25 protein-coding genes are annotated in these 25,742 nt (G+C 66.4%); 12 read left to right on the forward strand and 13 right to left on the reverse strand.

Translation table 11 applies throughout. The annotated features are described in order from the left end of the window. Nucleotides 1-32 precede the first annotated feature (32 nt). The 4 genes from ABD022_RS09780 to dnaA form a co-directional block, all read right to left on the reverse strand. Nucleotides 33-626 carry a hypothetical protein gene (locus tag ABD022_RS09780; protein ID WP_343821148.1) on the reverse strand — a complete coding sequence of 198 codons (594 nt, stop codon included), beginning with the start codon at nucleotides 624-626 and terminating at the stop codon, nucleotides 33-35. Between the two features lie 523 nt (nucleotides 627-1,149). Beyond that, nucleotides 1,150-3,603: a DNA topoisomerase (ATP-hydrolyzing) subunit B gene (gyrB, locus tag ABD022_RS09785; protein WP_343821150.1), complete on the reverse strand. Its 2,454-nt coding sequence runs from the start codon at nucleotides 3,601-3,603 to the stop codon at nucleotides 1,150-1,152. Nucleotides 3,604-3,653: 50 nt separating this feature from the next. After that, a complete protein-coding gene (dnaN, locus tag ABD022_RS09790; protein WP_343821152.1) occupies nucleotides 3,654-4,766 on the reverse strand; it encodes a DNA polymerase III subunit beta in 1,113 nt (370 codons plus the stop codon). 4 nt (nucleotides 4,767-4,770) lie between these two features. Beyond that, nucleotides 4,771-6,195 (reverse strand): chromosomal replication initiator protein DnaA, encoded by a 1,425-nt coding sequence (dnaA, locus tag ABD022_RS09795; RefSeq protein ID WP_325125901.1) that lies wholly within the window; start codon nucleotides 6,193-6,195, stop codon nucleotides 4,771-4,773. Between the two features lie 281 nt (nucleotides 6,196-6,476). Between dnaA and rpmH the strand changes: the two genes are divergently transcribed. The 5 genes from rpmH (at nucleotide 6,477) to mnmE (ending at nucleotide 10,505) form a co-directional block, all read left to right on the forward strand. Next, nucleotides 6,477-6,611, forward strand: coding sequence for a 50S ribosomal protein L34 (rpmH, locus tag ABD022_RS09800; protein WP_043679136.1), 135 nt, complete (start codon nucleotides 6,477-6,479; stop codon nucleotides 6,609-6,611). 50 nt (nucleotides 6,612-6,661) lie between these two features. Next, the gene (locus ABD022_RS09805) at nucleotides 6,662-7,018 is read left to right on the forward strand and encodes a ribonuclease P protein component (RefSeq protein WP_325125898.1); all 357 of its coding nucleotides are present in this window, start codon (nucleotides 6,662-6,664) and stop codon (nucleotides 7,016-7,018) included. Further along, complete coding sequence (yidD, locus tag ABD022_RS09810; protein ID WP_325125896.1) at nucleotides 7,015-7,251, forward strand: membrane protein insertion efficiency factor YidD; 237 nt, start codon at nucleotides 7,015-7,017, stop codon at nucleotides 7,249-7,251. Before ABD022_RS09805 ends, yidD begins: the two co-directional genes overlap by 4 nt. Before the next feature lie 120 nt (nucleotides 7,252-7,371). Next, entirely contained in the window at nucleotides 7,372-9,048 is a 1,677-nt protein-coding gene (yidC, locus tag ABD022_RS09815) for a membrane protein insertase YidC (protein ID WP_325125894.1), read from the forward strand. A gap of 86 nt (nucleotides 9,049-9,134) precedes the next feature. Further along, the gene (gene mnmE, locus ABD022_RS09820; RefSeq protein WP_325125892.1) at nucleotides 9,135-10,505 is read left to right on the forward strand and encodes a tRNA uridine-5-carboxymethylaminomethyl(34) synthesis GTPase MnmE; all 1,371 of its coding nucleotides are present in this window, start codon (nucleotides 9,135-9,137) and stop codon (nucleotides 10,503-10,505) included. Nucleotides 10,506-10,535: 30 nt separating this feature from the next. Here the strand turns inward: mnmE and ABD022_RS09825 are convergent, their stop codons facing one another. The 3 genes from ABD022_RS09825 to ABD022_RS09835 form a co-directional block, all read right to left on the reverse strand. After that, entirely contained in the window at nucleotides 10,536-10,832 is a 297-nt protein-coding gene (locus ABD022_RS09825; protein WP_343821157.1) for an antibiotic biosynthesis monooxygenase family protein, read from the reverse strand. 99 nt (nucleotides 10,833-10,931) lie between these two features. Next, on the reverse strand, nucleotides 10,932-12,041 hold the full coding sequence (locus tag ABD022_RS09830) for an NAD(P)/FAD-dependent oxidoreductase (protein ID WP_343821158.1): 1,110 nt from the start codon (nucleotides 12,039-12,041) through the stop codon (nucleotides 10,932-10,934). A 62-nt stretch (nucleotides 12,042-12,103) separates the two neighbouring features. Continuing rightward, on the reverse strand, nucleotides 12,104-12,979 hold the full coding sequence (locus ABD022_RS09835) for a LysR family transcriptional regulator (protein ID WP_343821159.1): 876 nt from the start codon (nucleotides 12,977-12,979) through the stop codon (nucleotides 12,104-12,106). 133 nt (nucleotides 12,980-13,112) lie between these two features. Between ABD022_RS09835 and ABD022_RS09840 the strand changes: the two genes are divergently transcribed. From ABD022_RS09840 to ABD022_RS09850, 3 genes are all read left to right on the forward strand, one after another. Further along, a complete protein-coding gene (locus ABD022_RS09840; RefSeq protein ID WP_343821161.1) occupies nucleotides 13,113-14,177 on the forward strand; it encodes an alkene reductase in 1,065 nt (354 codons plus the stop codon). Nucleotides 14,178-14,292: 115 nt separating this feature from the next. Next, the gene (locus ABD022_RS09845; RefSeq protein ID WP_343821163.1) at nucleotides 14,293-14,790 is read left to right on the forward strand and encodes a MarR family winged helix-turn-helix transcriptional regulator; all 498 of its coding nucleotides are present in this window, start codon (nucleotides 14,293-14,295) and stop codon (nucleotides 14,788-14,790) included. A 101-nt stretch (nucleotides 14,791-14,891) separates the two neighbouring features. Then, entirely contained in the window at nucleotides 14,892-15,317 is a 426-nt protein-coding gene (locus ABD022_RS09850) for an organic hydroperoxide resistance protein (RefSeq protein WP_325125012.1), read from the forward strand. Between the two features lie 54 nt (nucleotides 15,318-15,371). Here ABD022_RS09850 and ABD022_RS09855 read toward each other — a convergent pair whose 3' ends face one another. After that, on the reverse strand, nucleotides 15,372-15,656 hold the full coding sequence (locus tag ABD022_RS09855; RefSeq protein WP_325125014.1) for a heavy-metal-associated domain-containing protein: 285 nt from the start codon (nucleotides 15,654-15,656) through the stop codon (nucleotides 15,372-15,374). A 109-nt stretch (nucleotides 15,657-15,765) separates the two neighbouring features. Between ABD022_RS09855 and dinB the strand changes: the two genes are divergently transcribed. Then, nucleotides 15,766-16,899 carry a DNA polymerase IV gene (gene dinB, locus ABD022_RS09860; RefSeq protein WP_325125016.1) on the forward strand — a complete coding sequence of 378 codons (1,134 nt, stop codon included), beginning with the start codon at nucleotides 15,766-15,768 and terminating at the stop codon, nucleotides 16,897-16,899. A 54-nt stretch (nucleotides 16,900-16,953) separates the two neighbouring features. Here dinB and ABD022_RS09865 read toward each other — a convergent pair whose 3' ends face one another. After that, on the reverse strand, nucleotides 16,954-17,826 hold the full coding sequence (locus ABD022_RS09865) for an MOSC domain-containing protein (protein ID WP_343821166.1): 873 nt from the start codon (nucleotides 17,824-17,826) through the stop codon (nucleotides 16,954-16,956). 107 nt (nucleotides 17,827-17,933) lie between these two features. Between ABD022_RS09865 and ABD022_RS09870 the strand changes: the two genes are divergently transcribed. The 3 genes from ABD022_RS09870 (at nucleotide 17,934) to ABD022_RS09880 (ending at nucleotide 21,319) form a co-directional block, all read left to right on the forward strand. Next, nucleotides 17,934-18,827, forward strand: coding sequence for an EamA family transporter (locus ABD022_RS09870; protein ID WP_325125021.1), 894 nt, complete (start codon nucleotides 17,934-17,936; stop codon nucleotides 18,825-18,827). A gap of 137 nt (nucleotides 18,828-18,964) precedes the next feature. Continuing rightward, nucleotides 18,965-20,155 (forward strand): acetylornithine transaminase, encoded by a 1,191-nt coding sequence (locus ABD022_RS09875; protein WP_343821168.1) that lies wholly within the window; start codon nucleotides 18,965-18,967, stop codon nucleotides 20,153-20,155. A gap of 42 nt (nucleotides 20,156-20,197) precedes the next feature. Beyond that, nucleotides 20,198-21,319 (forward strand): 5-methyltetrahydropteroyltriglutamate--homocysteine S-methyltransferase, encoded by a 1,122-nt coding sequence (locus tag ABD022_RS09880; RefSeq protein WP_325125025.1) that lies wholly within the window; start codon nucleotides 20,198-20,200, stop codon nucleotides 21,317-21,319. Between the two features lie 66 nt (nucleotides 21,320-21,385). Here ABD022_RS09880 and ABD022_RS09885 read toward each other — a convergent pair whose 3' ends face one another. The 4 genes from ABD022_RS09885 to ABD022_RS09900 form a co-directional block, all read right to left on the reverse strand. Beyond that, a complete protein-coding gene (locus ABD022_RS09885) occupies nucleotides 21,386-22,177 on the reverse strand; it encodes an anti-sigma factor family protein (protein WP_343821170.1) in 792 nt (263 codons plus the stop codon). Nucleotides 22,178-22,190: 13 nt separating this feature from the next. Next, nucleotides 22,191-22,718 (reverse strand): RNA polymerase sigma factor, encoded by a 528-nt coding sequence (locus tag ABD022_RS09890; RefSeq protein ID WP_325125029.1) that lies wholly within the window; start codon nucleotides 22,716-22,718, stop codon nucleotides 22,191-22,193. Nucleotides 22,719-22,730: 12 nt separating this feature from the next. After that, the gene (locus tag ABD022_RS09895) at nucleotides 22,731-23,120 is read right to left on the reverse strand and encodes a COG4315 family predicted lipoprotein (RefSeq protein WP_325125031.1); all 390 of its coding nucleotides are present in this window, start codon (nucleotides 23,118-23,120) and stop codon (nucleotides 22,731-22,733) included. A gap of 224 nt (nucleotides 23,121-23,344) precedes the next feature. Beyond that, nucleotides 23,345-25,519, reverse strand: coding sequence for a malate synthase G (locus ABD022_RS09900; protein ID WP_343821172.1), 2,175 nt, complete (start codon nucleotides 25,517-25,519; stop codon nucleotides 23,345-23,347). Between the last annotated feature and the right edge of the window lie 223 nt (nucleotides 25,520-25,742).

Below are 25,742 nucleotides of genomic sequence, written 5' to 3' on the forward strand. Positions count from 1 at the left end.
CTTGCAGCGCCGACTGTGGAACCTGTTTTACTTTAACCAAACAGCCTCCGCGATCCCCGGTGTGATTCATGTGTACTACGAATGGTGCTTTTGAGGAAGACGTCTGTCGGGGCATTCGTGAGCAGCTTCACTACATCAATATGTCCATACTCTATACCCAGTTCGTCTAGCGCCTCGGGTGTAAGTTTGAATATGGTTGCAGAGCCCAACAGGAATGGCACACTGCTGTCTAGCTCTACCCCGTAAAGTGGAACGGCGAACGTGTACTCTTCAATCTTGTCGTGAACTATCGACATGATGTCTTGGAGTATTTCCTCACTATCGTCAGGCTGAACGCCGCTTGAGAGATATTTGGTGGCAACACTAAACCAAGCATCCCAGATATCTGAAAAGTCTGCTAGCCCATCAAACAACGCCGCTCTGTCTATCATCTCGACGATGCGTCGGAAATTTTGGTAGCCAGATTCCGTCATAAATACCCGGCGGTTTCTGGAAAGATGAAACTGACGAGAGAAGAAGTTCTCTTGAGGAATATCCTTAATCGATGCGGGTATGAAGAAAGATTTTTTCGTGAAAAACCTATCTGAAGTGTGCTTGAGCGCACGCAAAATTTTTGGCTCTATCATGGAAATCCGCTCAATAATTTAAAGTTAATCAGAGACAGGGATACACCGTAAGCTTGTCCTCTTCAGTTGCCAGCTCAACTGGATCGACATTACCTTGGTGGGAAACAGCACGAGCGTGAGCGATCATTTGGAACCGACACCGTGATGCGCCATCACCGTCTGATCGCAGTATCGACGATCTTACCTATGCGCAAGCGAATTAAACTCGTCTGCCGGGGAGCTCTAAAACTCCGGAAGATACAGTGATTTTCGGTGGTATATGAGGCCAAGTCGAGTAGTGTCTCTTCTTGGCCGGTAGCTATCTTTCGCGGGGGGGACAGCTTTGGGTCGAAAGCTGTCATCTGCGAAACTCTCAGCCGCAACGGATGGTCGGCGAGGCGGCGTAAGGCGACCAGCTTTCACGCGACTTTGATCCGAAGAAAAAGGGCCACCTATTGGTGGCCCCAAGATCCAAGATCTACGCTCAAACGAGAAACTCTAACTTACATGAGACAGATCTAAGCTTTCGCGAGATCCTACAACATCAAACGTCAATATTCCCCGCCTGCAGCGCATGCGCTTCAATGAAGGCGCGGCGCGGTTCCACGTTGTCGCCCATCAGGGTGACGAAGATTTCGTCGGCGGCGATGGCGTCTTCGATCTGCACGCGCAGCAGGCGCCGCACGGACGGGTCCATGGTGGTTTCCCAGAGCTGTTCGGGGTTCATTTCACCCAGGCCTTTGTAGCGCTGCTTGCTGATGCCGCGTTCGGCTTCGGTGCGCAGCCACTGCATGACCTCGCGGAAGTCGGCGACGGGCTTTTCCTTCATCTTGTCGCCGGAGCCGCGGCGCACGACGGCGCCGTCGCCCAGCAGACCCAGGAAGGTCTTGGCTGTGCGGGATAGCACGGCGTAGTCGCCGCCGCGCACGAAGCTGCGGTCGAACAGGCTGACGCGCATATTGCCGAAGTGGGGGCGGATGACGGCCAGGCGCCAGGCGTCTTCGACGTCGTCGTACTGGGCTTCGACGTGGACGGCTTGCGGGGCTTCCGGATTGTGCAGGGCCTGTTCCAGCGCTGCGGCGCTGGTGCGGGCGGCGGCTTCGTCCACCAGGCTGATCTGCACGCCTTCGGCCATGGCCGACAGTGCTTCGGCATCCAGCGTGCGGGACAGGCGGGCGATGACCGAATCGGCGGTGACGTACTGGCGGGCCAGGTCCATCAGCGCATCGCCGGAGATCGAGGCGGCGCCCGCGCGCGGCATGAGTTCCGTGTCCTTCAGCGCCAGCTGCAGCATGAACTGGGCTTCCTCGGCGTCGTCCTTCAGGTAGCGTTCTTCGCGGCCGACCTTGACCTTGTAGAGCGGCGGCTGGGCGATGTAGACGTGGCCGCGTTCGATCAGCGCCGGCATCTGGCGGTAGAACAGGGTCAGCAGCAGGGTCCGGATGTGGGCGCCGTCGACGTCCGCGTCGGTCATGATGATGATGCGGTGGTAGCGCAGCTTGTCGACGTTGAAGTCGGGCCCGATGCTGGTGCCCAGGGCGGTGATCAGCGTGGTGATCTGTTCGCTGGACAGCAGCCGGTCGAAGCGCGCCTTTTCGACGTTCAGCACCTTGCCGCGCAGCGGCAGGATGGCCTGAAACTTACGGTCGCGGCCCTGCTTGGCGGAGCCGCCGGCCGAGTCGCCTTCCACGATGTAGAGTTCGCACAGGGCGGGATCCTTTTCCTGGCAGTCGGCCAGCTTTCCGGGCAGGCCCGCGCCTTCGAGGACGCTCTTGCGGCGGGTCATTTCGCGGGCCTTGCGGGCGGCCTCGCGGGCACGGGCGGCTTCCACGATCTTGGCGCACAGGGCGCGGGCGTCGTTGGGGTTCTCGAGCAGCCAGGTTTCCAGGGTCCTGGCGACGGCTTCCTCCACCGCGGGGCGGACTTCGCTGGAGACCAGCTTGTCCTTGGTCTGGCTGCTGAACTTGGGCTCGGGCACCTTGACGGAAAGCACGCAGGCCAGGCCTTCGCGCATGTCGTCGCCGGTGGTGTCGACCTTGGCCTTCTTGGCCAGGTCGTTGTCGGCGATGTATTTGTTCAGCACCCGCGTCATGGCGGCGCGCAGGCCGGTCAGGTGGGTGCCGCCGTCACGCTGCGGGATGTTGTTGGTGAAGCACAGCACGGTCTCGGCGTAGCTGTCGTTCCATTGCATGGCGACTTCGACGCCCACGCGCACGCCGCCGGCTTCGGACTCGGTGGACACGGCGAAGATGTTGTCGTGCAGGACGGTCTTGGCGCGGTTGATGTACTGGACGAAGCCCTTGACCCCGCCCAGGAATGCGAGGTTTTCTTCCTGGCCGGTGCGCTCGTCTATCAGGCGGATCTTCACGCCGTTGTTCAGGAAGGACAGCTCGCGCAGGCGGCGGGCGAGGATTTCGTAGGTGTAGTCGACGTTGGTGAAGATCTCTGCGTCGGCCAGGTACTGGACCCGGGTGCCGGTGCGGTCCGCCGGGCCGGTGACGGCCAGGGGGGCGACTCGCACGCCGCGGCGGAATTCCATCTGGTGCTCTTCGCCGTTGCGCCAGATCGTCAGGCGCAGCCATTCGGACAGGGCGTTGACGCAGGACACGCCCACGCCGTGCAGGCCGCCGGAGACCTTGTAGGAGTTCTGGTCGAACTTGCCGCCGGCGTGCAGTTCGGTCATGACGATTTCCGCCGCGCTGCGGTGCTGCTCGTCGTCTTTATGGATGGCGGTGGGGATGCCGCGGCCATTGTCCGTGACCGAAATGCTGTTGTCGGCATGGATCGTGACGACGATGTCGTCGCAATAGCCTGCCAGCGCTTCGTCGATGGCGTTGTCCACGACCTCGAAGACCATGTGGTGCAGGCCCGTGCCGTCGGAAGTGTCGCCGATGTACATGCCGGGCCGCTTGCGTACGGCTTCCAGGCCCTTGAGCATCTTGATCGAATCGGCGCCGTAGCCGGCGGCCGCGGTGGTCTTGGTGGTGGAATCTGACATGAAAATCCTGTAGTTGAATCCGTCGATGGGTCAGTCGGCCCTGAAGGCGTTCAGATGCGCATCGGCATGACGACGTACTTGAATTCCTCGTCGCCGGGCAGCGTGATCAGCACGGAAGCGTTGGCGTCGGGCTGCACGGACCAGCGCACGGTGTCGGTCTTGATGTTGGTCAGCACGTCGAGCAGGTAGCTGACGTTGAATGCGACGTCCAGCGATTCCTGGGCGTAGTCGACTTCGAGTTCTTCGCGGGCCTCTTCCTGCTCGGCGTTGGACGAGGACAGGCGCAGCAGGTTGTCTCCCAGCTGCAGGCGCACGCCCTTGAGCTTGTCCGTGGTCAGGATGGCGGTGCGCTGGAGGGCGGCCTGCAGGGCATCGCGGGCGATGTCGAAATGCCGGGTGTAGCCGGAGGGGATGACGCGGCGGTAGTCGGGGAACTTGCCCTCGACCAGTTTGGAGACGACCTCGATGTCGTCGAAGCGGAAGCGGATCTGGCCGGTGGCGACGTCGATCTGGACGGCGGCCTGTTCGTCGTCGGAGAGCAGGCGCTGCATTTCGTGGATGGTCTTGCGCGGGATGATCACATCCAGCGTGGATTCCTGGCCTTCGACGGCCACGCCGCCGTGGGCCAGCCGGTGGCCATCGGTGGCCACGGCCCGCACGCGGCCGGGTTCGAGCACCAGCAGCAGGCCGTTCAGGTAGTAGCGGATGTCTTGCTGGGCCATGGAGAAGTGCACCTGGTTGAACAGGTTCTTCAGGGCCTTCTGGGGCATGGAAAAGGATGCCGCCCATTGTTCGGACTGCGTGACCGTAGGGTAGTCGGCCGCGTCCAGGGTCTGCAGGGCGAAGCGGCTGCGGCCGGCCTGGACGGTGAGCTTGGCTTCGTCCAGCGACAGGCGGACATCACCCGATTCGGGCAGGGCGCGCAGGATGTCGAGCAGCTTGCGGGCGGCCACGGTGGTGGCCCGGGCGTCATCGCCCACGCCGAAGTTCGCGCGGGTGGTGATCTGGACTTCCAGGTCGTTGGCGATGAATTCGAGCTGACCGCCCTGCTTGCGTATCAGCACGTTGGCAAGGATCGGCAGCGTGTTGCGCCTTTCGACGATCCCCACCACCATCGTCAGGGGCTTGAGCACGGCATCGCGGGTCGCTTGAATGAGTTGCATCTTCTTATCCTTTGAGAGTTTGCTCGAGTACGTGGAGTGCGTGGTTCAGCTCGGTCTGCTTGGCGCGCAGGTCGGTGATCTTGCGCACCGCGTGCAGCACGGTGGTGTGGTCGCGTCCGCCGAACAGGTCGCCGATTTCCGGCAGGCTCTTCTGGGTGAGCTCCTTGGCCAGGTACATGGCGATCTGGCGGGGCAGGGCAATGTTCGCGGGCCGACGCTTGGAATACATGTCGGCGACCTTGATTTTATAGAAATCGGCCACGGTCTTCTGGATGTTCTCGACCGTGATCTGGTTGTTGGAAACCGACAGCAGGTCCTTCAGGGCTTCCTTGCAGACTTCGACGGTGAGCACGTCGCGGCCGTGGAAATTGGCGTAGGCCGAGACCTTGCGCAGGGCGCCTTCGAGCTCGCGCACGTTGCTGCGCAGGTGCTTGGCGATGAAGAAGGCGACTTCCTCGGGCATGACGATGCGTTCGGCCTGGGCCTTGCGCAGCAGGATGGCGACGCGCATTTCCAGTTCGGGCGGCTCGATCGCCACCGTCAGGCCCCAGTCGAAGCGCGAGATCAGGCGGTTGTCTATGTTCGACAGTTCCTTGGGGTAGGTGTCCGAGGTGATGATGATCTGCTTGCGCTGGGCCACCATCGCCTCGAAGGCGTAGAAGAATTCTTCCTGGGTACGGTTCTTGCCCGCAAAGAACTGGATGTCGTCGATCAGCAGCAGGTCCAGCGAATGGTAATAGCGCTTGAAGTCGTCGAAGGCGCGGCGGTGGTAGGCCTTGACCACGTCGGAGATGTACTGGTCCGCATGGACGTAGCGCACGCGCGTGCTGGCGCCGCTGGCGAGCAGGGCATTGCCGATGGCGTGGATCAGGTGGGTCTTGCCCAGGCCGACGCCGCCGTACAGGAACAGCGGGTTGTAGGACACGCCGGGGTTTTCCGCGACCTGCATGGCCGCCGCGCGGGCCAGCTGGTTGGCCTTGCCGATGACGAAATTGTCGAACGTCAGGTCCCGGTTCAGGCGGGAGTGGTCCTGGATGGATTCCTCGGTGGCGGCCTGCACGGGGGCGGGCTGGGGGGGCGTGATGACGGCCGGCGCAGCCACGCTGGCACCTGCGGGCCCGGCTGCGGGCGCGGGCGACGAAGGCACGGGCCTGGCCGCCGGGGCCGGCGCCGGCCGGCCGACCGGGGCGGATAGCTCGAACTGGACCTGCACCGCCTGGGAATACCAGTCGGATGCCATCGATTCCAGGCGTGTGGAGAAGTTCTTGCGGACCCAGTCGAGCTTGAAGCGGTTGGGCGCGCCTATCCTCAGGACCGCGAGTTCCTCGTCGTAGTCGAGGGGTACCAGGGGCCGGATCCAGGCGTTGATCTGTTGTGGGGGAAGTTCCTGTTCCAGTCTCTGGACGCAGGCCTGCCAGAATTCATTCATAGGGGTCATCTTGCCAAACCTCGATTCTACCCTTTCCCGGCTGAAGTTATCCACAGCCTGTCCGGAGCGCCGGGGTGCGGCGGCCTGGCGGATGCCTCCAAGTGATTGACACGATTTCAAAAATTTGATGAAATAATGGGCTTTTCGATGCCGTGGGCATATTGTGCCTGTCGGCTTCATCCCGGGGATCTGCCTTTGTAGCCGCATCCGTGTTGTTGTGGCGGCCGTCTTTGCCCCGGGCCTGCCCCTGGCCATTTGCCCCGAGCTCTTTTGGATCCACCATGAAACGCACTTTCCAGCCTTCCGTTACCCGTCGCAAGCGCACCCATGGGTTTCGCGTGCGCATGAAGACCCGTGCCGGCCGCGCCGTCCTGAGCGCCCGCCGCGCCAAGGGCCGCAAGCGCCTGGCCGTCTGATTTTCCTTTCGGGGCCCGCCGCCTGCCGGCACGGCCCCGGAACGATCGCCATGCCAACCGCTTTTCCTCCGGCGGCCCGGCTGCATCGCCCCTCGGAATACGCGGCTGCCCTGAAGGGGCGGCGTATCGCCCGAGGGGCTTTGTTCGTGGTGTCCGGGCCGCGCGAACCGGCCGAAGGCCCCGCCCGGCTGGGACTGGTGGTGCCCAAGCGGCACGCACCGCTGGCGGTAACCCGCAATGCCATCAAGCGGGTCCTGCGGGAAGCTTTCCGGCTGCGCCGGGATGCGCTGCCCGACGGGGATCTGGTCTTCCGCCTGGTGAACCGGCCTCCGGCCGCCAGCCTGACCGCCCTGAAGCGCCAGGTCCGGGCCGAGGCCGATATTCTGCTGGCACGGATCGCATCATGATGCGCGCGCTGTTCATCGCCCCGATCCGCTTCTACCGGTACTTTCTCAGCCCCTGGGTGGGCCAGCAGTGCCGCTTTACCCCGACCTGCTCGGCCTATGCGATCGAGGCCATCGAAACCCACGGGGTGGCGCGGGGGCTGTGGCTGGGCGCGCGACGCATCGCCCGTTGCCATCCGTGGTGCCAGGGCGGCCACGACCCGGTCCCGCCCGCGCGGGGCACGGGCCGTCCGTGATTCCCCGGCATTCCGTTTCCCGTCAGGGACTTGTTCAGGGCATCCTTAGGGCCACAGTCAGGATTGCTACGTTAAACTGGTGAGCTTTTGCTCCGAACCGATACGAATACACAGGCGCCAATGGACATTCGACGCACCATCCTCTGGATGATCTTTTCCTTCTCGCTGCTGCTGCTGTGGAACAACTGGCAGGTCTACCAAGGCCAGCCGTCGCTGTTTTCCCTGACGCCGCCCGCTGCCGAGCAGTCCAAGACCGCCCAGTCCGGGGAAAGCCAGCCCGCCGGCGTGCCGGCGGTCGCGGCGCAGTCCCAGCCGGGGTCTCCTTCCACGGTGCCGGGCTCGTCCGCCGAGCCCCAGGGGCAGAAGGTCCACCTCAAGACCGAGGTCTACGACCTGACCTTCGACACCACCGGCGCCCAGCTGGTGCAGGCCCAGTTGCTGAAGTACAAGTCCCTGGCGGGCGACGACGGCCCGATGTACCTGCTGAATGACCAGCCGGGCGACACCTACGTCGCCCAGACCGGCGTGGTCGGCGCTCCCCAGGGCAGTGGCTATCCCACCCACCTGACGCCGTTCTCCCTGGTGACGCCCGAGCCCGTCGTGAAGGGCGACACGGTGGAAATCGCCTTCGAGGCCACCGCCGGGCAGGTGAAGGTGGTCAAGACCTTCATCGTGCCGCGCGACGGCTACGACATCCGCGTGCGCCACGACATCACCAACCTGGGCGACCAGCCGATCGATCCTTCGCTGTACCTGCAGCTGACGCGCGACGGCAATGATCCCCCGAATACCTCGGGCTTCTACAGCACCTTCACGGGCGCGGCGGTGTATTCGTCGGAAGACAAGTTCCAGAAGGTGAAGTTCGACGAGATCGCCAAGGGCAAGGCCAGCTACATCCAGCAGGCCGACAATGGCTGGATCGGCATCGTGCAGCATTACTTCGCCAGCGCCTGGGTGCCGCCCCAGGGCACGGTGCGCACCAACCAGGCGCTGCGCGTGGCCGACAACCTGTACGCCATCCGCACGATCGAGCAAGTCGGCACGATCGCCCCGGGCGCCCAGCGCTCGGTCGAGGCCAACCTGTGGGTCGGCCCGCAGGACCAGCAGGCGATGAGCGCGGTGGCGCCCGGCCTGGAACTGGTGGTGGATTACGGCTGGGTCACGATCATTGCCAAGCCCATGTTCAAGTTCATGACCTGGCTGCACACCCTGCTGGGGAACTGGGGCTGGACCATCGTGGTGCTGACGCTGCTGATCAAGGCCGTGTTCTACCCGCTGTCGGCCGCCAGCTACCGCTCGATGGCGAAGATGAAGCTGGTTGCTCCGCGCATGCAGCACCTGAAGGAAAAGTTCGGCGACGACAAGGCCAAGCTGAACGCCGCCATGATGGAGATGTACCGCACGGAAAAGATCAATCCGCTGGGCGGCTGCCTGCCGATGGTGGTGCAGATTCCGGTGTTCATCGCGCTGTACTGGGTGCTGCTGGGCAGCGTGGAAATGCGCGGCGCGCCCTGGATCCTGTGGGTCCACGACCTGTCGGTGCGCGATCCCTGGTTCATCCTGCCGGCGATCATGATGGCGACGATGTTCCTGCAGATCAAGCTGAACCCGACCCCGCCCGATCCGACCCAGGCGAAGATCATGATGATCATGCCGCTGGTGTTCGGCGGGATGATGTTCATGTTCCCGGCCGGCCTGGTGCTGTACTGGTGCGTGAACAACATCGTGTCCATCATCCAGCAGCGCATCATCATGGTGCGGCTGGACCGGGAAAAGGCCGCCTCCGCATCGAGCTGATGTAGACTGGATGCCGCCTTCGAAACGGTGCTCCTCGGGGCACCGTTTTTCTTTTCCGTGAACCCGACATTCGCTGCTGGTGACGCATGAGCGCCTTTGCTTCCGACCCCATCATTGCCATTGCCACGGCGCCCGGCCGGGGCGGCATCGGTGTGATCCGGATTTCCGGTCCGGACCTGAAGGACTGGGCCGATGCGCTGTGCGCCCGGGTCCTGCGCCCGCGCCATGCGCACTACCTGCCGTTCCGCGACCGCCTGGGCGAGGTCATGGACGAGGGGCTGGCACTGTTCTTTCCGGGGCCGAATTCCTATACCGGCGAGGATGTGCTGGAACTGCAGGGCCACGGCGGCCCCGCCGTGCTGCGGCGCGTGCTGGAAGACTGCCTGGCGCGGGGTGCGGGCATCGGCCTGCGGCTGGCGCAGCCGGGGGAATTCACCCAGCGCGCCTTCCTGAACGACCGCCTGGACCTGGCCCAGGCCGAGGCGGTGGCCGACCTGATCGAGGCCAGTTCAACCGCGGCGGCGCGCAGCGCCATGGCATCCCTGTCGGGTGCGTTTTCCGCCGAGATCGATGCGCTGAGCGAGCGTATCGTCCAGCTGCGCATGCTGGTCGAGGCAACCCTGGATTTTCCCGAAGAAGAAATCGACTTCCTGGAAAAGTACCAGGCCGCCCAGCGGCTGGATGCGGTCACGGCCGCCCTGGACGGCGTCCTGCGGACCGCCCGCCAGGGGCTGGTGCTGCGCGAAGGGCTGCACGTGGTGCTGGCGGGCCAGCCCAACGTGGGAAAATCCAGCCTGCTGAATGCCCTGGCGGGCGAGGACGTGGCCATCGTCACCCCGATCGCCGGCACCACGCGCGACCGGGTGGTGCAGCAGATCCACATCGAGGGCATTCCCCTGCATATCGTGGATACGGCCGGCCTGCGCGAGACCGAGGACACGGTCGAGCGCATCGGCATCGAGCGCAGTTGGGCCGAGATCGCCCGCGCCCAGGTGATCCTGCACCTGCAGGACGCCCGGCACCCGGACGACCCGCTGGACGCGGAGATCGTGCAACGCCTGCCGGCGGGGGTGCCGGTGCTGCGGGTATGGAACAAGACCGATCTGCTCGAGCCGGGTGCGGTGGCCGCTGTGGCGGCCGACGATGCGCCCCTGCTCATTTCCGCCCAGACGGGTGCGGGCCTGGATGCCCTGCGGGCCCGGTTGCTGTCCATCGCCGGCTGGACACCGGGCGCGGAATCGCCCTGGCTGGCGCGCGAACGGCACGTGCGTGCGCTGGAAACGGCGCGGGAACACCTGCGGGCCGCCGCGGCGCATGCCGCGCACAGCGATCAGGTGCTGGATCTCTTTGCCGAGGAACTGCGCCTGGCGCACGAGGCGCTGTGCGGGATCACGGGCCAGTTCACCAGCGACGACCTGCTGGGAGAGATTTTTTCCAGCTTCTGCATCGGGAAGTAGGCCCGGCCGGAGCCGGGCCGGGGCGGGCGCCTAGCCTTCGATCCGTACTTCCGAGTGCACCACTTCCGGCGCCTTTTCGAAGAATCCGCCGACCAGACCGCGCCAGGCCTGGAAATCGTCCGACTGGCGGAAGTGCACCATGTGGTCTTCCAGGGTTTCCCAGTACACCATCAGCACGTATTGCTGGGGGTTTTCGATGATGTGGTGCAGTTCCACGCGCTTGCAGCCCCGGGCGCGGTGAAAGATCGGCAGTGCCTGGCGGACGCCGGCCTCGAAGTCGGCCTGGGTGCCGGGTTTCACGGTGATGTGGGCCATTTCGCGGATCATGTCGGATTCCTGTGGTCGAGGGTTGAACGATGCCATGATTATGCACCGCGCCGGCCGGTGCCCGCCCGGGCGGCTTCCGGGCGGGTCGCGGCAGGCGGGTCAGGGATTTCCCAGCCGTTGGATCACTTCGCCGGCAATGGCCAGGCAGGCGGTCAGGCCCGGGGATTCGATGCCGTACAGGTTGACCAGGCCGGGCACGCCGTGCGCCCGCGCATCCTGGATGAGGAAGTCGGCGTCCTGGCCGGCGGGCACGGCCAGCTTGGGGCGGATGCCGGCATAGTCGGGGTGCAGGGCGCCGTCGCGCAAGTCGGGCCAGTAGCGGCGGATGGCGGCGTAGAAGCCATCGGCGCGGGCGGGATCGACGGTGTAGTCGATGGCATCGACCCATTCGACGTCGGGACCGAAGCGGGCCTGGCCGCCCAGGTCCAGGGTCAGGTGCACGCCCAGGCCGCCGGGTTCGGGCACGGGGTAGATCAGGCGGGAAAACGGCGCCTTGCCCGATAGGGCGTAGTAGTTGCCTTTGGCGTAGCGGCCGGCCGGGATGCTGCCGGGCGGCAGGCCGTCGATGGCGGCGGCCACGGTCTGGGCATGCAGGCCGGCGCAATTGACGACGCGGCGGGCGATGAGCTCCATGGGCTCGTCGCCGCCGATGCGCAGCAGGATGCCTTCGGGCAGGACCTTGCCCGAAAGAACGGGGGCGCGCAGGGCCAGCAGGCCGCCGGCGGATTCCAGGTCGCCCTGCAGGGCGAGCATCAGGCCATGGCTGTCGATGATGCCGGTGGAGGGCGATTCCAGTGCGGCCACGCATTGCAGCGCCGGCTCGCGCGCCCGTGCCCGGGCGGCGTCCAGCCGGCGCAGGTCGTGCACGCCGTTGGCGGCCGCCGCCGCGCCGATGCGGTCCAGGGCGCCGATCTGTTCTTCCCGGGTGGCGACGATGAACTTGCCGCAGCGCGCGTGGGATACGCCGTGGGATGCGCAGTAGTCGTACAGGGCCTGGCGGCCCTGGACGCACAGCCGGGCCTTGAGCGAGCCGCGCGGGTAGTAGAGACCGGCGTGGATGACTTCGCTGTTGCGCGCGCTGGTGGCGGTGCCGATGGCGGCTTCGGCTTCCAGCGCCAGGGTTTCCAGCCCGGCCAGGGCGCAGGCGCGCGCCACGGCCAGGCCGACGACGCCGGCGCCGATGACGACGCAGTCGACGCGATCCGTCATGGTGTCTTCCTATCGAATGTGTGGGTGGCAGTGTATCGCCGCTTGCCCGGGGACGGCGGGCCCTACAGCCAACGGTCCGGGAACTGCTCGCAGAGAAAGTCGATGAAGGCGGTGACGCGGGGGCTGGCCAGCCGCCGGGAGCTGTGCAGCGCCCAGAGCTCGACCGGGCGGTCCGGTACGATGCCCCAGATTCTCAAGCCTTCGGTTGCAGGGCCGGGCCGCGTCATGGATTGGGGAAGCAGCGCTGCGCCCGTGCCGGCGCGCACGGCGTCGCGGACCATGAGCAAGGACGATAGAACGATGCGCGGCGTGGGCGTGACGGTGCGGGTGGTCTTGCCGTGCAGGAAGGTCCAGGTGTTTTGTACGGCGGCGTTGGCCAGTACGACGGCAGGGATTTCGGGCGGGTTGGCGGTGCGACGCGGCAGCCGCAGGCCCGCCGGCGCGGCCAGCAGCATGCGGTCGCGCGCGAAGCATCGCCCCACGAGCAGCGAATCGGCGGGTGGATTGACCCGGATGGCGATGTCGAAGCCGTCTTCGACCAGGTCGACGCGCCGATCCTCCGCGCGGATGTCGAGCGTGATGCCAGGGTATCGGCGGGTGAATTCGGCGGCCAGCGGGACGAGCAGCGTATGGGAGAACAGGACGGGCGCGCTGACTCGTAATGTGCCGCGAGGCTGCTGGCCGCCGTTGTGGATGGATTCGACGGCATCGGCCAGATCGCCGAGCAATCCATGCGTGCGCGCATGCAGGGCGGCACCTTCTTCGGTGAGCCGGAGCGTGCGTGCGCCGCGTTCGATGAGTCGCACCCCCTTTCGGTGTTCCAGTTCCATGATCTGGCGCGACAGCGTGGCTTTGGCGTAGCCGCTGGCGCGGCTGGCCTTGCCGTAGCCGCCATGCGTGGCGACCAGATCGAATGCCTGCAGGGCCGTGAGATCCATGAGTGTTCCATATATGGGACGATCTGTATGGATTTTATGTCTTCTTTCCCGCATTTGGAACAATCTATAGTGGTGCCGTAGACCCGGGATGCGTCCCGTCGTTCGATGATTGTTTACGTGGAGAGTTTCTGAAATGACGACTTTATGGGATCCGATCCGACTGGGCCATCGGGTGTTGAGCAACCGACTGGTCCAGGCGCCGATGACGCGCAGCCGTGCGCGGCACGATGGCACGCCGGGCGAATTGGCGCCTGCGTACTATGCGCAGCGGGCCTCGATGGGCTTGCTGATCACGGAAGGCACGCAGCCCTCTGCCGATGGCCAGGGCTATGCAAATACCCCGGGCCTGCACGAGGCCGCGCATGTGGCCGGATGGCGCCTGGTGACGGAGGCGGTGCATGCGGCGGGTGGACGCCTGTTCATCCAGCTGATGCATGCCGGCCGAATGTCTCATCCGGACAATACGCCTCATCATCGTCAGGCCCTGGCGCCTTCGGCGATTGCGGCGAATGTCCAGATACCCACGGTCTCGGGCATGAGGGATGTGCCGGTGCCGCGCGCCATGACGCCGGCCGATATCAGGCGGGCGATCGAAGATTTCGCCGTTGCCGCTGAACGGGCGGTGGAGGCTGGAGCGGACGGGGTCGAAATCCATGGTGCCAATGGCTACCTGGTCCAGCAGTTTCTGGCTCCCAATGCTAATGTGCGCACGGATGCCTACGGCGGCTCCATCGAGAATCGTGTACGGTTCGCCCTCGAGGTGGCAGCGGCGGTGGCGGACCGGATCGGTGCCGCCCGCACGGGGCTGCGCCTGTCGCCCGGCAGTGTCCTGGGCGGTATCGATGAAGGTCCGGAGAGCGCGGATCTGTATCGTCACCTGGTGACGCAGCTGGCGCCGCTGGGGTTGGCCTATCTGCATGTGGTCCAGGGACGGGACGAGGCCTTGCTGCAGCAGATTCGCCGCTTGTGGCCGAGCGTGCTGATCGTCAACCGGCCGGGGCGCGACCGGCAGTCCCTGGCTTCCGACCTGGATGCGGGCCTGGCAGACATGGTGTCGGTGGGCCGGATGGCGCTGTCCAATCCCGATCTGCCGGTGCGCATCCGGGAAGATCTGGCTCTGAACGAACCGGATCCCGCCACTTTCTACGGTGGTGGGGAAAAAGGCTACACGGACTATCCCGTTTTCCAGGCGGCCTGACGCGAGACGGACGGTAGCCGGGTTCCGGCCCGGCTGGCGTGCCTGCGGATTCATGCGCGAGAACATGTCAAAAATATCGCTTGCGATTAAATAGCGTGCTATATAAAATGGATGCATGAACCGTTCCAATCGATCCGCTGCCGCCGCCTCACCCGCCAGCCCGAGGCTGGATGCGCAGCTGTGCTTCGCGCTGTATTCGGCGCAGCTGGCGATGGGCAAGATCTACCGGAAGCTCTTGTCAGACCTGGGCCTGACCTATCCGCAATACCTGGTGATGCTGGTGCTGTGGGAAGCGGACGGCATGACGGTCACGGCATTGGGCGAGCGCCTGTACCTGGATTCGGCCACGCTGACGCCGTTGCTCAAGCGCCTGCAGTCCATGGGGCTGCTGCGCCGCGATCGCGCGGCCAACGACCAGCGCCAGGTACGAGTGACGCTGACGCAGACTGGAAGCGACCTGCGGGGGCGCGCCGCCGGCGTCCAGGATGGCGTGCTGTGCGCCACGGGCTGTACGCCCGGCCACGCGCGGGTGCTGAAGGCCGAACTGGAAGAACTGCGGGCGCATCTGCTGGCCGCGTCCTCACCCATGGAAAACCGCACGGCGCCGGACTAGGGCCTGTCCATTCGGATCAGGTTTCGTCAGGCCCGTTCACGGGACGCCGCCGATCGTGGTGCCGGCAGTGTCCCTGGAACCGCACCACAAGGAGTCCAAGCATGACAGTCGAAAACGTTCTCTACACGGCCCACGCCACGGCCACCGGCGGCCGCGAAGGCAGTGCCAAGTCGTCCGACGGCCGCCTGGCCATCAAGCTGTCCACGCCCAAGGAACTGGGCGGGGCCGGCGGCGACGGCACCAACCCCGAGCAACTGTTCGCCGCGGGGTATTCGGCCTGCTTCCTGGGCGCGCTGAAGCTGGTCGCCGGCAAGGACGGCGTGAAGCTGCCCGACTCGACCGAAGTGGCGGGCTCGGTGGGCATCGGCCCGATCCCCACCGGTTTCGGCATTGCCGTGGAGCTGAAGATCTCTGCTCCGGGCGTGGATCGTGCCACGCTGGAAGGCCTGGTGCAGAAGGCGCACGTGGTGTGCCCCTACTCCAACGCCACGCGCAACAATGTGGATGTGAAGCTGACGGTGCAATAAGCCCCGCCACGGCGGGATCACGGCGGCGGTCGCATGGCGGCCGCCGCTGCTGCATCAGCCGCCGCAGCCGCCGCAGCAGTTGCCGTCTTCGCCGTGGACGGGCTTCAGGGCTTCGTAGCCGGCGTCCTGGACGGCGACCTGCAGGCGCTGGACCGAGACCTGGGCGGTATCGAAGGTGATGGTGACCTTTTCATCGGCCAGGGAAACCGTGACTTCTGAGACGCCGGGCACGGCGGCCAGGGCACGGTCCACTGCGTCGGCACAAGAGGGGCCGCGCAGGCCGACCAGGCGCAGGGTGGCGGTTTTCTGGGCTGAGCGCTTCAGGGATGCTGCTTCCATGGGTGTCCTCGCAAGCGGGGGATGCCCTTGATAAGGGCAGGGTTATAGATTCATTTGAAATACATCTTCTAGGGCGGCTAGTATAGCAGGGTCGCTGCTTTTTCGTGCCATGCCTGCCGCACCCCCTGCCCGCCGTATTGCGCATCTGGACATGGACGCGTTCTACGCGTCCGTGGAGTTGTTGCGTCATCCGGGTCTGCGCGGCCTGCCGGTGGTGATCGGCGGGGGCGGCCCGAAGCCTGCAGGGGGTGAATACACCCGGCTGCGGGATTATGTCGGCCGCGGGGTGATCACGACGGCCACCTACGAGGCACGCGCACTGGGTGTGCATTCGGCGATGGGGATGATGAAGGCCGCGCGCCTGGCGCCCGATGCCGTGCTGCTGCCGGTGGATTTCCCGGCCTACCGTCACTATTCCCGGCTGTTCAAGTCGGCCGTGGCGGCAATCGCTCCCCGGATCGAAGACCGGGGCATCGACGAGATCTATATCGACCTGACCGATCTGCCGCAGGAATCCAGCGAGCTGGCCCGCGCCCTGAAGCAGGCGGTGCGCGAAGCCACGGGGCTGAGCTGCTCGATCGGCATTTCGCCGAACAAGCTGCTGTCGAAGATCGCCTCGGACCTGGACAAGCCCGACGGCATCACATTGATCGGGCCGGGCGACCTGGAACGGCGCATCTGGCCCCTGCCGGTGTCGAAGGTCAACGGCATCGGCCCCAAGGCCACGCGCAAGCTGCAGGACCTGGGCATCGAAACCGTGGGCCAGCTGGCCCGGGCGGCGCCGGAACTGCTGCAGCGCCATTTCGGGCTCGGCACGGCGCAGTGGCTGCTCGACGTTTCGCACGGCATCGACGACCGGCCCGTGGTGACGCAGTCCGAGCCCAAATCCCTGAGCCGGGAGACGACGTTCGAGCGGGACCTGCACGTGCGTCACGACCGGGCGCTGCTGTCGCAGATCTTCCTGGATTTGTGCGAACGCCTGGCGCAGGACCTGGCGCGCAAGGGCGTGCGCGGCGCGACCGTGGGGATCAAGCTGCGGTTCGACGATTTCCGGGTGGTGACCCGCGACCTGACGCTGAACGAGGCGGTCGGGGATGCCCGTGCCATCCACCGGGCTGCCGGGCAGTGCCTGAAGCGGGTGCCGCTGGAGCGGCGCCTGCGGCTGCTGGGCGTGCGGGTCAGCAAGTTGGAACCCGCCGGCGCGGGCGCGCGGGCTCATCCGGTGCAACTGGACCTGTACTGACCGGCAAGCGCGTGGGAACCGGCTGCCGTGCGCCGGCAGGCGGCGCAGCAGGGATCAGAAATCGTATTCGGGTTCGATGGCGTCGCCCGCCTGGAGCCAGAATTCGCCTTCCGGCAGGGCGGCGATGGCATTCATGCCGAACAGCACGCCTTGTTCGAACTGCCGGTGCCGTGCCAGGGTGCGGCCCGGCTCCGCCGCGGTGCCGCCCGTTTGCGGGTCCACGTTGGGGATGGGGCAGCGGGCGCAGGCCTTGACGAATGCGAACCCCGCGTCGCCCGTGCGGAATCCGGCCATGTGGTCTTCGTCGTAGGGTTCCAGGCCCTGGAGCACGATGTTGGGGCGGAAGCGGATCATGTCCACCGGCGTGATGCCCTGGGCGCCCAGCTGGCCGTTCAGTTCTTCCAGCGAGTGCAGGTTCGTCACGAGAAAGGGAAAGCCGTCGGCGAAGGCGAAGGCGTGCCGGTCCGCCGGCAGGAACGTCTGCGGCCAGTCGGGGTGGGTCTGGATCCAGTGCGTGACGTGGCGCAGGCTGGCCAGGCGGTTCGCCTGGGGATGCAGATGCAGCAGCCGGCAGGGAACGCCGATGAATGCGCTCAGCCATGCGGCGGCGTCGTCGCCCTGGTCCGCGCCCAGCGTTGGGGTGCCCCAGATGGTGACCGGCACGGCCTCGGCCTGCGGGGATGGCGGCGGCACGAAGCAATCGGATTGGCCGGGTGCTCGCAGCCAAAGGCCGTCGGCGATGGGCTCGGGGCGGATCAGCACCATGCGGGGGTACTGGCGCTGGGTCATGAATGTGCCCTGGGCATCCACGATGACCCAGTTGCGGTCGAATTCCAGGCCGGATTCGGTGACGCGGATGCGTTCGTGGGCGATGCCGGCGCAGGATTTGACCGGGTAGCTGTACAGGCTGTGGATGGCCAGGCGCATGAAAGTCTGCCGGAAAATGGAAACGGAACCAGCATTCTAAGGCGTGAAATGCCGTAGCATGCAGGATTCGCGCGTTCTCGCGCGCACGCCATGAAGCGAGAGATTCCATGCCCCTGAAAGATATCCTGGCCGCCCTGGTCGTCATCGTGGTGTGGGGCGCCAATTTCGTCGTCATCAAGGTCGGCGTGGACGAGATCCCGCCCATGCTGCTGGGCGCCCTGCGATTCCTGCTCGTGGCCTTTCCTGCCGTGTTCTTCGTGCCCCGGCCGGCCGTGCCCTGGCGCTATATCGCCGGCTACGGAGCCACCATCTGCCTGGGCCAGTTCGTTTTCCTGTTCCTGGCGATCTACCTGGGCATGCCGGCGGGCCTGGCATCCCTGGTGCTGCAGGCGCAGGCCTTCTTCACGGTGGCGATTGCCGCGCTGGTGCTGCACGAGGCCATCCGGGCGCACCATGTCGTGGGCATCGGGCTGGCCGCCGCCGGCCTGGCGCTGCTGGATCTGGGCGCCGGTGCCGAGACGACGGTGCCGCTGGCCGGCTTCCTGCTGACCCTGGCGGCTGCCTTCAGCTGGGCCTCGGGCAATGTGGTGCTGAAGTGCGCGGGGCCGGTGCGCATGCTGTCGATGGTGGTGTGGGGCGCCCTGCTGCCGCCCATCCCGTTCCTGGTTCTGTCGGCCATTTTCGAGGGGCCGGACCGGATCGTGGACAGCCTGGTCCACATCAGCTGGCGCGCGGTGGGGGCGGTGGCCTACCTGTCGGGGGTGGCGACGCTGATCGGATACGTGCTGTGGGGGCGCCTGCTGGCCCGCCATCCGGTGGCCCGGATCGCGCCGCTCAGCCTGCTGATCCCGGTGGTGGGGCTGCTGTGCGCCGACTGGTTCCTGGGTGAGCGGCTGGGCGTGTGGCAGTGGCTGGGAGGACTGGTGGTGCTGATCGGGCTGGCGGTGAACCTGTTCGGCGCCCGGCTGCTCCAGGCCGGGCGGCGTCTTGCCGGGGGCTAACCCCCCGGGGCGCGGCGCCTTGTGGCTTTTTTGGATACGTCGTGCCCCGTTGGGCCGGGAGGCCCCGTGTCCGTCTTAGAATATCGGTTTGCGCGGCGCCGTGCCGCCGGTACTTCGTTTTTCAGGAATCTGCACTCATGTCGATCGATCGCGCCGGGCTGAACGCCCTGATGGAAATCACCTCGCGTCCGGAGCTGGTGTTCGTCCGAGGCCAGGGTTCCTGGCTGGAAGATCACGCCGGCAAGCGCTACCTGGACTTCATCCAGGGCTGGGCCGTGAACTGCCTGGGGCACAACCATCCGGCCATGATCGACGCCCTGGCCCGCCAGTCGCAACTGCTGATCAATCCCTCGCCGGCCTTCTACAACCAGCCGGCCATCGAACTGGCCCGCCGCATCGTCGAGTCCTCGTGCTTCGACCGCGTGTTCTTCGCCAACAGCGGCGCCGAGGCCAACGAAGGCGCGATCAAGCTCGCCCGCAAATGGGGGCAGCTGCACCGCAAGGGCGCCTACAAGATCATCACTTTCGATCACAGTTTCCACGGCCGCACCCTGGCCACCATGTCGGCCTCCGGCAAGGCCGGCTGGGATCGCAAGTTCGCGCCGCAGGTAGATGGCTTCCCCAAGGCCGAGCTGAACGACCTGGATTCGGTGCGTACCCTGATCGACGACCAGACGGTTGCCGTGATGCTGGAACCGGTCCAGGGCGAGGCGGGCGTGATCCCGGCGACGCGCGAGTTCCTGCAGGGCCTGCGCGAGCTGACCCGCGAACGCGGCCTGCTGCTGATCGTGGACGAGGTCCAGAGCGGCATGGGCCGCACGGGGCGCATGTACGCCTACCAGCACGCCGGCATCGAGCCCGACATCATGACGCTGGGCAAGGGCATCGGCGGCGGCGTGCCGCTGTCGGCCCTGTGCGCGCGCGAGGCCGTCTGCTGCTTCGAGCATGGTGACCAGGGCGGCACCTACAACGGCAATCCCCTGATGACGGCGGTGGGCGTGGCGATCTTCGACACGCTGGCCGCGCCGGGTTTCCTGGACGAAGTCAACGCCCGGGGCCGCCAGCTGTCGGCCGGCCTGGAAAAGCTGTCGGCCAAATGGGGCATGCAGGGCGAACGCGGCCAGGGTCTGCTGCGCGCACTGGTGATGGACCGCGACGACGGCCCGGCGCTGGTCCAGGCCGCGCGCGACCGTGCGCCGGAAGGCCTGCTGCTGAATGCGCCGCGCGGCAACCTGCTGCGCTTCATGCCGGCGCTGAACGTGACCGCCGACGAGATCGACACCATGCTGGCCTGGCTCGACGAGCTGATCACCGACGTGCGGAAATGATCGATTCTTCAGTACGCTGAATAATTTCCCGAGGAGACTGCGATGCCCGTACGCAATGTTCCGCCGTTTCGCGCCGACCATGTCGGCAGCTTCCTGCGGCCCGTCTATCTGCTCGAGGCGCGCGACCGCCACGCCCGGGGCGAGATCGATGCCGCCGCCCTGCGCGCCGTCGAAGACCGCGCCATTGCCGAGATCGTGCGGTTCCAGGAAGACATCGGCCTGAAGTCCGTGACGGACGGCGAGTTCCGCCGCACGTATTTCCACCTTGATTTCCTGCGGCAGCTCGATGGCGTGTCGACCGACGATCCCAAGGTGGTGACCGGGCCGGACGGCAAGGAGCATCTGGCGCCGCCGTCGATCCGCGTGACGGGCAAGGTGCGCCATGCGCGCGACATCCAGCGCGCCGATTTCGAATACCTGGCGAGCCAGGTTTCGGCGGGCCATACGCCCAAGGTCACCATCCCCTCGCCCACCATGCTGCATTTCCGGGGCGGGCGCGCCGGCATCGACGCCGTGGCCTATCCGGAACTCGACCCCGATTTCTACGAGGACGTGGCCGAGGCCTATGGCCAGGAACTGCGCAGCCTGCACGACGCCGGGTGCCGCTATGTGCAGATGGACGACACCAACCTGGCCTATCTGTGCGACGGCCGCATGCGCGAGGCTGCGCGGGCGCGCGGCGACGACCCCAACGAACTGCCGCACCGCTACGCCCGGTTCATCAATCGGGTGGTGGCGCGCAAGCCCGAGGGCATGGTGCTGGCCATGCACCTGTGCCGCGGCAATTTCAAGAGCACCTACGCGGCCGAGGGCAACTACGAGCCCGTGGCCGAGGCGCTGCTGTCGGAAATGCATCTGGATGCGTATTTCATGGAATACGACGATGACCGCAGCGGCGATTTCCGGCCCTTGCGCTTCCTGCCGCGCGGCAAGATCGTGGTGCTGGGCCTGGTCACGACCAAGTTCGGCGCCCTGGAATCCAAGGACGACCTCAAGCGCCGCATCGACGAGGCGGCGAAGTACGCCCCCCTCGAGCAGCTCGCCCTGTCGCCGCAATGCGGCTTTTCGAGCACGGTCCATGGCAACAATGTGGCCGTCGAGGACCAGCGCGCCAAGCTGCGGCTGGTGGTCGAGACGGCCCGCGAGGTCTGGAGCGACGCCTGAGCCGCAGCAGGGGCTCGCACGCTGCCTCGGGGACGCCGGTGCTTCCGGATGCGGCGTGCCCCGGGTTCAGTCCAGCTGGCGGTAGATGGCCTCGGCCAGCGCGTACAGCCGTTCGCGCGGCAATGCGGCGCTGACCGCGTAGCCCTGGCGCCCGTCGATCCAGTAGAAGCCTTGGGCCGACTCGTCGCCGGTCCAGTGGAAGGCCACCGGCGGTGCCGCGGCGGCCCCGTCTTCCCGCGACAGCACCGAGACGTACAGCGTCACGCGCTCGCCGGCCGGATCCTGGTACATGAACTGCGCGCGCGCCTGCCCGGCTTCGCCCGGCAGCAGGCGGCCGCCGACCAGATGGAAGCCCTGGGCTTCGAGCACCGGCACCTTGAGCTGAACCCCCAGCCGTTTGGACAGCCATTGCACCAGGTGCGCCTGCTGCTGCGCCGCCACTTCCACGGGGTGGCGCTGTTCCGGCACGTAGACCGCATGGGCGGCGGCGGCCTCGCGCACGAAGACGGGCAACTGCGCCTGGGCGGCCTGCGGCCAGGCGCCCGGTGCCCGGCTGCCCAGGCCGTAGCCCAGCCCAAGGCCCAGGCTGAGCATCACGCCGGCTGCCAGTGCGTGCGGCCAGTGCCATTGCAGCGGCGGCCGGCGCAGTGCCTGGCGCAGCCGCCGCGGCACCGGTTCGTCCAGTACCTGGGCATGCAGGGCGCGCAAGCTGGCGCATTGCGCCTGCAGGGCGGCCACGCGGGCCGCCTCGCCGGGATGTTCCGACAGCCATTGCGCCACCTCCGCGGCGCGCCCGGGCGCAAGCTCTCCATCCACCCAGGCATGCAGCGTGGTTTCGTCGGGGCGGTTCATGGACATCGATTGCGTTCCTTCATTTGATGGCCTTCAGTGTCGCCCGGGAAGGCGCGCCGCCTTCCATCAGGCGCCGCAGCTGTTCGCGCGCCCGCGCCAGGCGGGACATGACCGTGCCGATGGGAATGTCGAGCATCCGCGCCGTCTCGGCGTAGCTGTATTGCTCCATCGCCACCAGCAGCAACACTTCGCGCGCCTGCGGCGCCAGCAGCGTCAGTGCGTGCTGCAGGTCGAGCCGCAGCCCCAGGTCCGAGGTGGGGTCGTGCGCGGGCCCCAGGGTCTCGTCCCAGTCGACCATGCGCCGCCGCGCCGCCTGTTGCCACTGGTTGGCGAAGAGGTTGTGCATCAGGGTGAGCAGCCAGCCGCGCAGGGCCGCCTGCACCTGGTCCGCCGACGCGGCGTCGGGCGGCCGCCACAGTGCCCATTTCTGGCAGGCGCGCTCCAGCGTATCCTGCACCAGGTCGTCCGCGCGGGCGGCATCGCCCACCAGAACCCGCGCATAGCGGCGCAGGCGCGGGATGTGGACGATGACGGCGTCGATGTCCACGCGGGACCGTGCTCAGGGCTTGGCGGCGTGCCAGGCGTTGTTGAGAAGGCCGTCGCCCGATTTGTCGCCGGGCTTGGCGTCCTTGCTCCAGTAGTAGAGCGGACGGCCCTTGTAGGCCCATTGCTTGCTGCCGTCGTCGCGGGTGATCACGCTCCAGTCGCCGGCGGCGGTGTCTTCCGCGGCTGCCATCAGCGGTGGCCAGTTGGCGGCGCAGCCGCCGTTGCATACGCTCTTGCCGGACCCCTCGGGGTCTTTGTCGAAGACGTAGAGCGTCATCTGGTTGGGGCCGACCAGCATGCCGTTCATGGCGGTGGCCGGGGTTTGCGCCTGGGCCGCGGGCGCCAGAAGGCTGGCGGCAAGCAGCGCCGGCCCGAGGATGCGGAAGGATGCGGGACGGATCATGGCAGTTCTCCTTGTGTGGTTGACCTGCGGTAAACAGTCCGGCCGGGCGGTTTATTCCATTGGACACCGTATCGGAATGAAAAATAACCCCCCCTTGCCGCGTTCGCGGCATGCCGTTCCTCTGGAGCGCTTTTCATCGCGGAGCAGACCGCCGATGAAAAAAACCGCCGGGACCGTGGCCGGTCCGGCGGTTTCCGGGATGCCGGGACGGGTGTCCCGGGGGATCAGGCCTTGGCGGCGAGTTCCGCCTTCTTCACCTGGCGCCAGCGGTGCAGCAGGGGCTCGGTGTAGCCGTTGGGCTGTTCCAGCCCCTTGAAGATCAGGTCGCTGGCGGCCTTGAAGGCGCAGGACGTGTCGAAGTGGCCGGCCATCGGCTCGTAGGCGGGATCGCCCGCATTCTGCTTGTCCACCACGGCGGCCATGCGGCGCAGTGTCTCCTCGACCTGTTCGCGGGTGGCGATGCCGTGCAGCAGCCAGTTGGCGATGTGCTGGCTGGAAATCCGCAACGTGGCGCGGTCTTCCATCAGGCCGATGTCGTGGATGTCGGGGACTTTCGAGCAGCCCACGCCCTGGTCGATCCAGCGCACCACGTAGCCCAGGATGCCCTGGCAGTTGTTGTCCAGCTCCTGCTGGATCTGCTCGGCGGTCCAGTGGGGGTCGCGGGCGACCGGCACGGTCAGGATGCGGTCGGTGTAGTCCTCATGGTGGTTTTCCAGGGATTTCTGGACTTCGACCACGTCGACCTGGTGGTAGTGCAGGGCGTGCAGCGTGGCCGCGGTCGGCGAAGGCACCCAGGCGGTGTTCCCGCCGGCCTTCACGTGGGCGATTTTCTGCTCCAGCATGGCGGCCATCAGGTCGGGCATGGCCCACATGCCCTTGCCGATCTGGGCGTGGCCGCGCAGGCCGCATTCCAGGCCGGTCTGCACGTTGTTCAGCTCGTAGGCCTGGATCCAGGCCTGGGTCTTCATGTCGCCCTTGCGCACCATGGCGCCGGCGCGCATGGAGGTATGCAGTTCGTCGCCGGTCCGGTCCAGGAAGCCGGTGTTGATGAACACGACGCGCTCGGCGGCGGCGGCGATGCAGGCCTTGAGGTTGACGCTGGTGCGGCGTTCCTCGTCCATGATGCCCATCTTGATGGTGTTGGGCGACAGGCCGAGGAGCTGCTCGACGCGGCCGAAGACCTCGCCGGCGAAGGCGACCTCGTCGGGGCCGTGCATCTTCGGCTTGACGATGTAGATCGAGCCGGTGCGGGAGTTGCGGCGCGCCTGCAGGTCGTGGATGGCGATCAGCGACGTGCAGACGGCATCCAGGATGCCTTCGGGCACTTCGTTGCCGTCCCGGTCGAGGATGGCGGGGTTGGTCATCAGGTGGCCGACGTTGCGCACGAACATCAGCGAGCGGCCATGCAGGCGGGCCGGGGCGCCGTCGCGGCCCGTGTATTCGCGGTCCGGGTTCAGGCGGCGGGTGATGGTCCTGCCGCCCTTGACCAGGTCTTCGGTCAGGTCGCCCTTCATCAGGCCCAGCCAGTTGCGGTAGGCCAGGACCTTGTCGTCCGCGTCCACGGCGGCGACGGAGTCCTCGCAGTCCATGATGGTGGTCAGGGCCGCTTCGACGACCACGTCCTTGATGTGGGCCGGATCGGTCTTGCCGATGGGGTGGCTGGCGTCGAACTGGATTTCGACGTGCAGGCCATGATGGCGCAGGATCAGGGCCTGCGGGGCGGCGGCATCGCCGCGGTGGCCCAGGAAGGCGCTGTCGTCGGCCAGGCCGGTGGCCGTGCCGTCCTTCAGCGTGACGCGCAGGCTGCCTTCGACGACGGCGTAGGCCGTGGCGTCATTGTGGGAACCCTGGGCCAGCGGGAAGCTGTCGTCCAGGAACCGGCGGGCGAAGGCGATGACGCGCGCGCCGCGCACCGGGTTGTAGGCGCCGCCGCGCGTGGCGCCGTCGGTCTCGGGAATGGCGTCGGTGCCGTACAGGGCGTCGTACAGGCTGCCCCAGCGGGCGTTGGCGGCGTTCAGGGCATAGCGGGCGTTCATGACCGGCACGACCAGCTGCGGGCCGGCCTGGACGGTGATTTCGCTGTCGACGTTCGCGGTGGTGACGGCGACCTGCGCGGGGACGTCCTTCAGGTAGCCGATGTCCTTCAGGAAGGCGCGGTAGGCGGCGGGGTCGGCGATGGGGCCGGGGTGCCTGGCGTACCAGTCGTCCAGGGCTGCCTGGAGACGGTCGCGCTCGGCCAGCAGGGCGCGGTTCCTGGGGGCCAGGTCATGAATGATCGCCGCGAGGCCTTCCCAGAAGGCGGCCGGCTGTACGCCCGTGCCTGGCAGGGCTTCTTGTTCCAGGAAGCGATGCAGCGAGGCGGCGATCTGGAGTCCATGGCTGGAAATGCGATCGGTCATGATGGTCCTTGGATAATCTGGGAGTCAATTCTGGATTATAGGCAGTCTTCTATAAGAGTTAAAGGGCGCCTGCGCCCCGGACCAGGGTTCCGATGCGCGTGCAAGTACCTGTCGCACAAAAGAAAACGCCCGCCTCCGGGGAGGCGGGCGGGCTATATGCCGGTCCGGATAGTGCTTATTAGGGAACCGCCAGGCTGGCCAGGCGGCCCGCTGCGGGGGCGCG

Source organism: Castellaniella daejeonensis, from assembly GCF_039523555.1.
Taxonomy (GTDB): Bacteria; Pseudomonadota; Gammaproteobacteria; order Burkholderiales; family Burkholderiaceae_B; genus Castellaniella; species Castellaniella daejeonensis.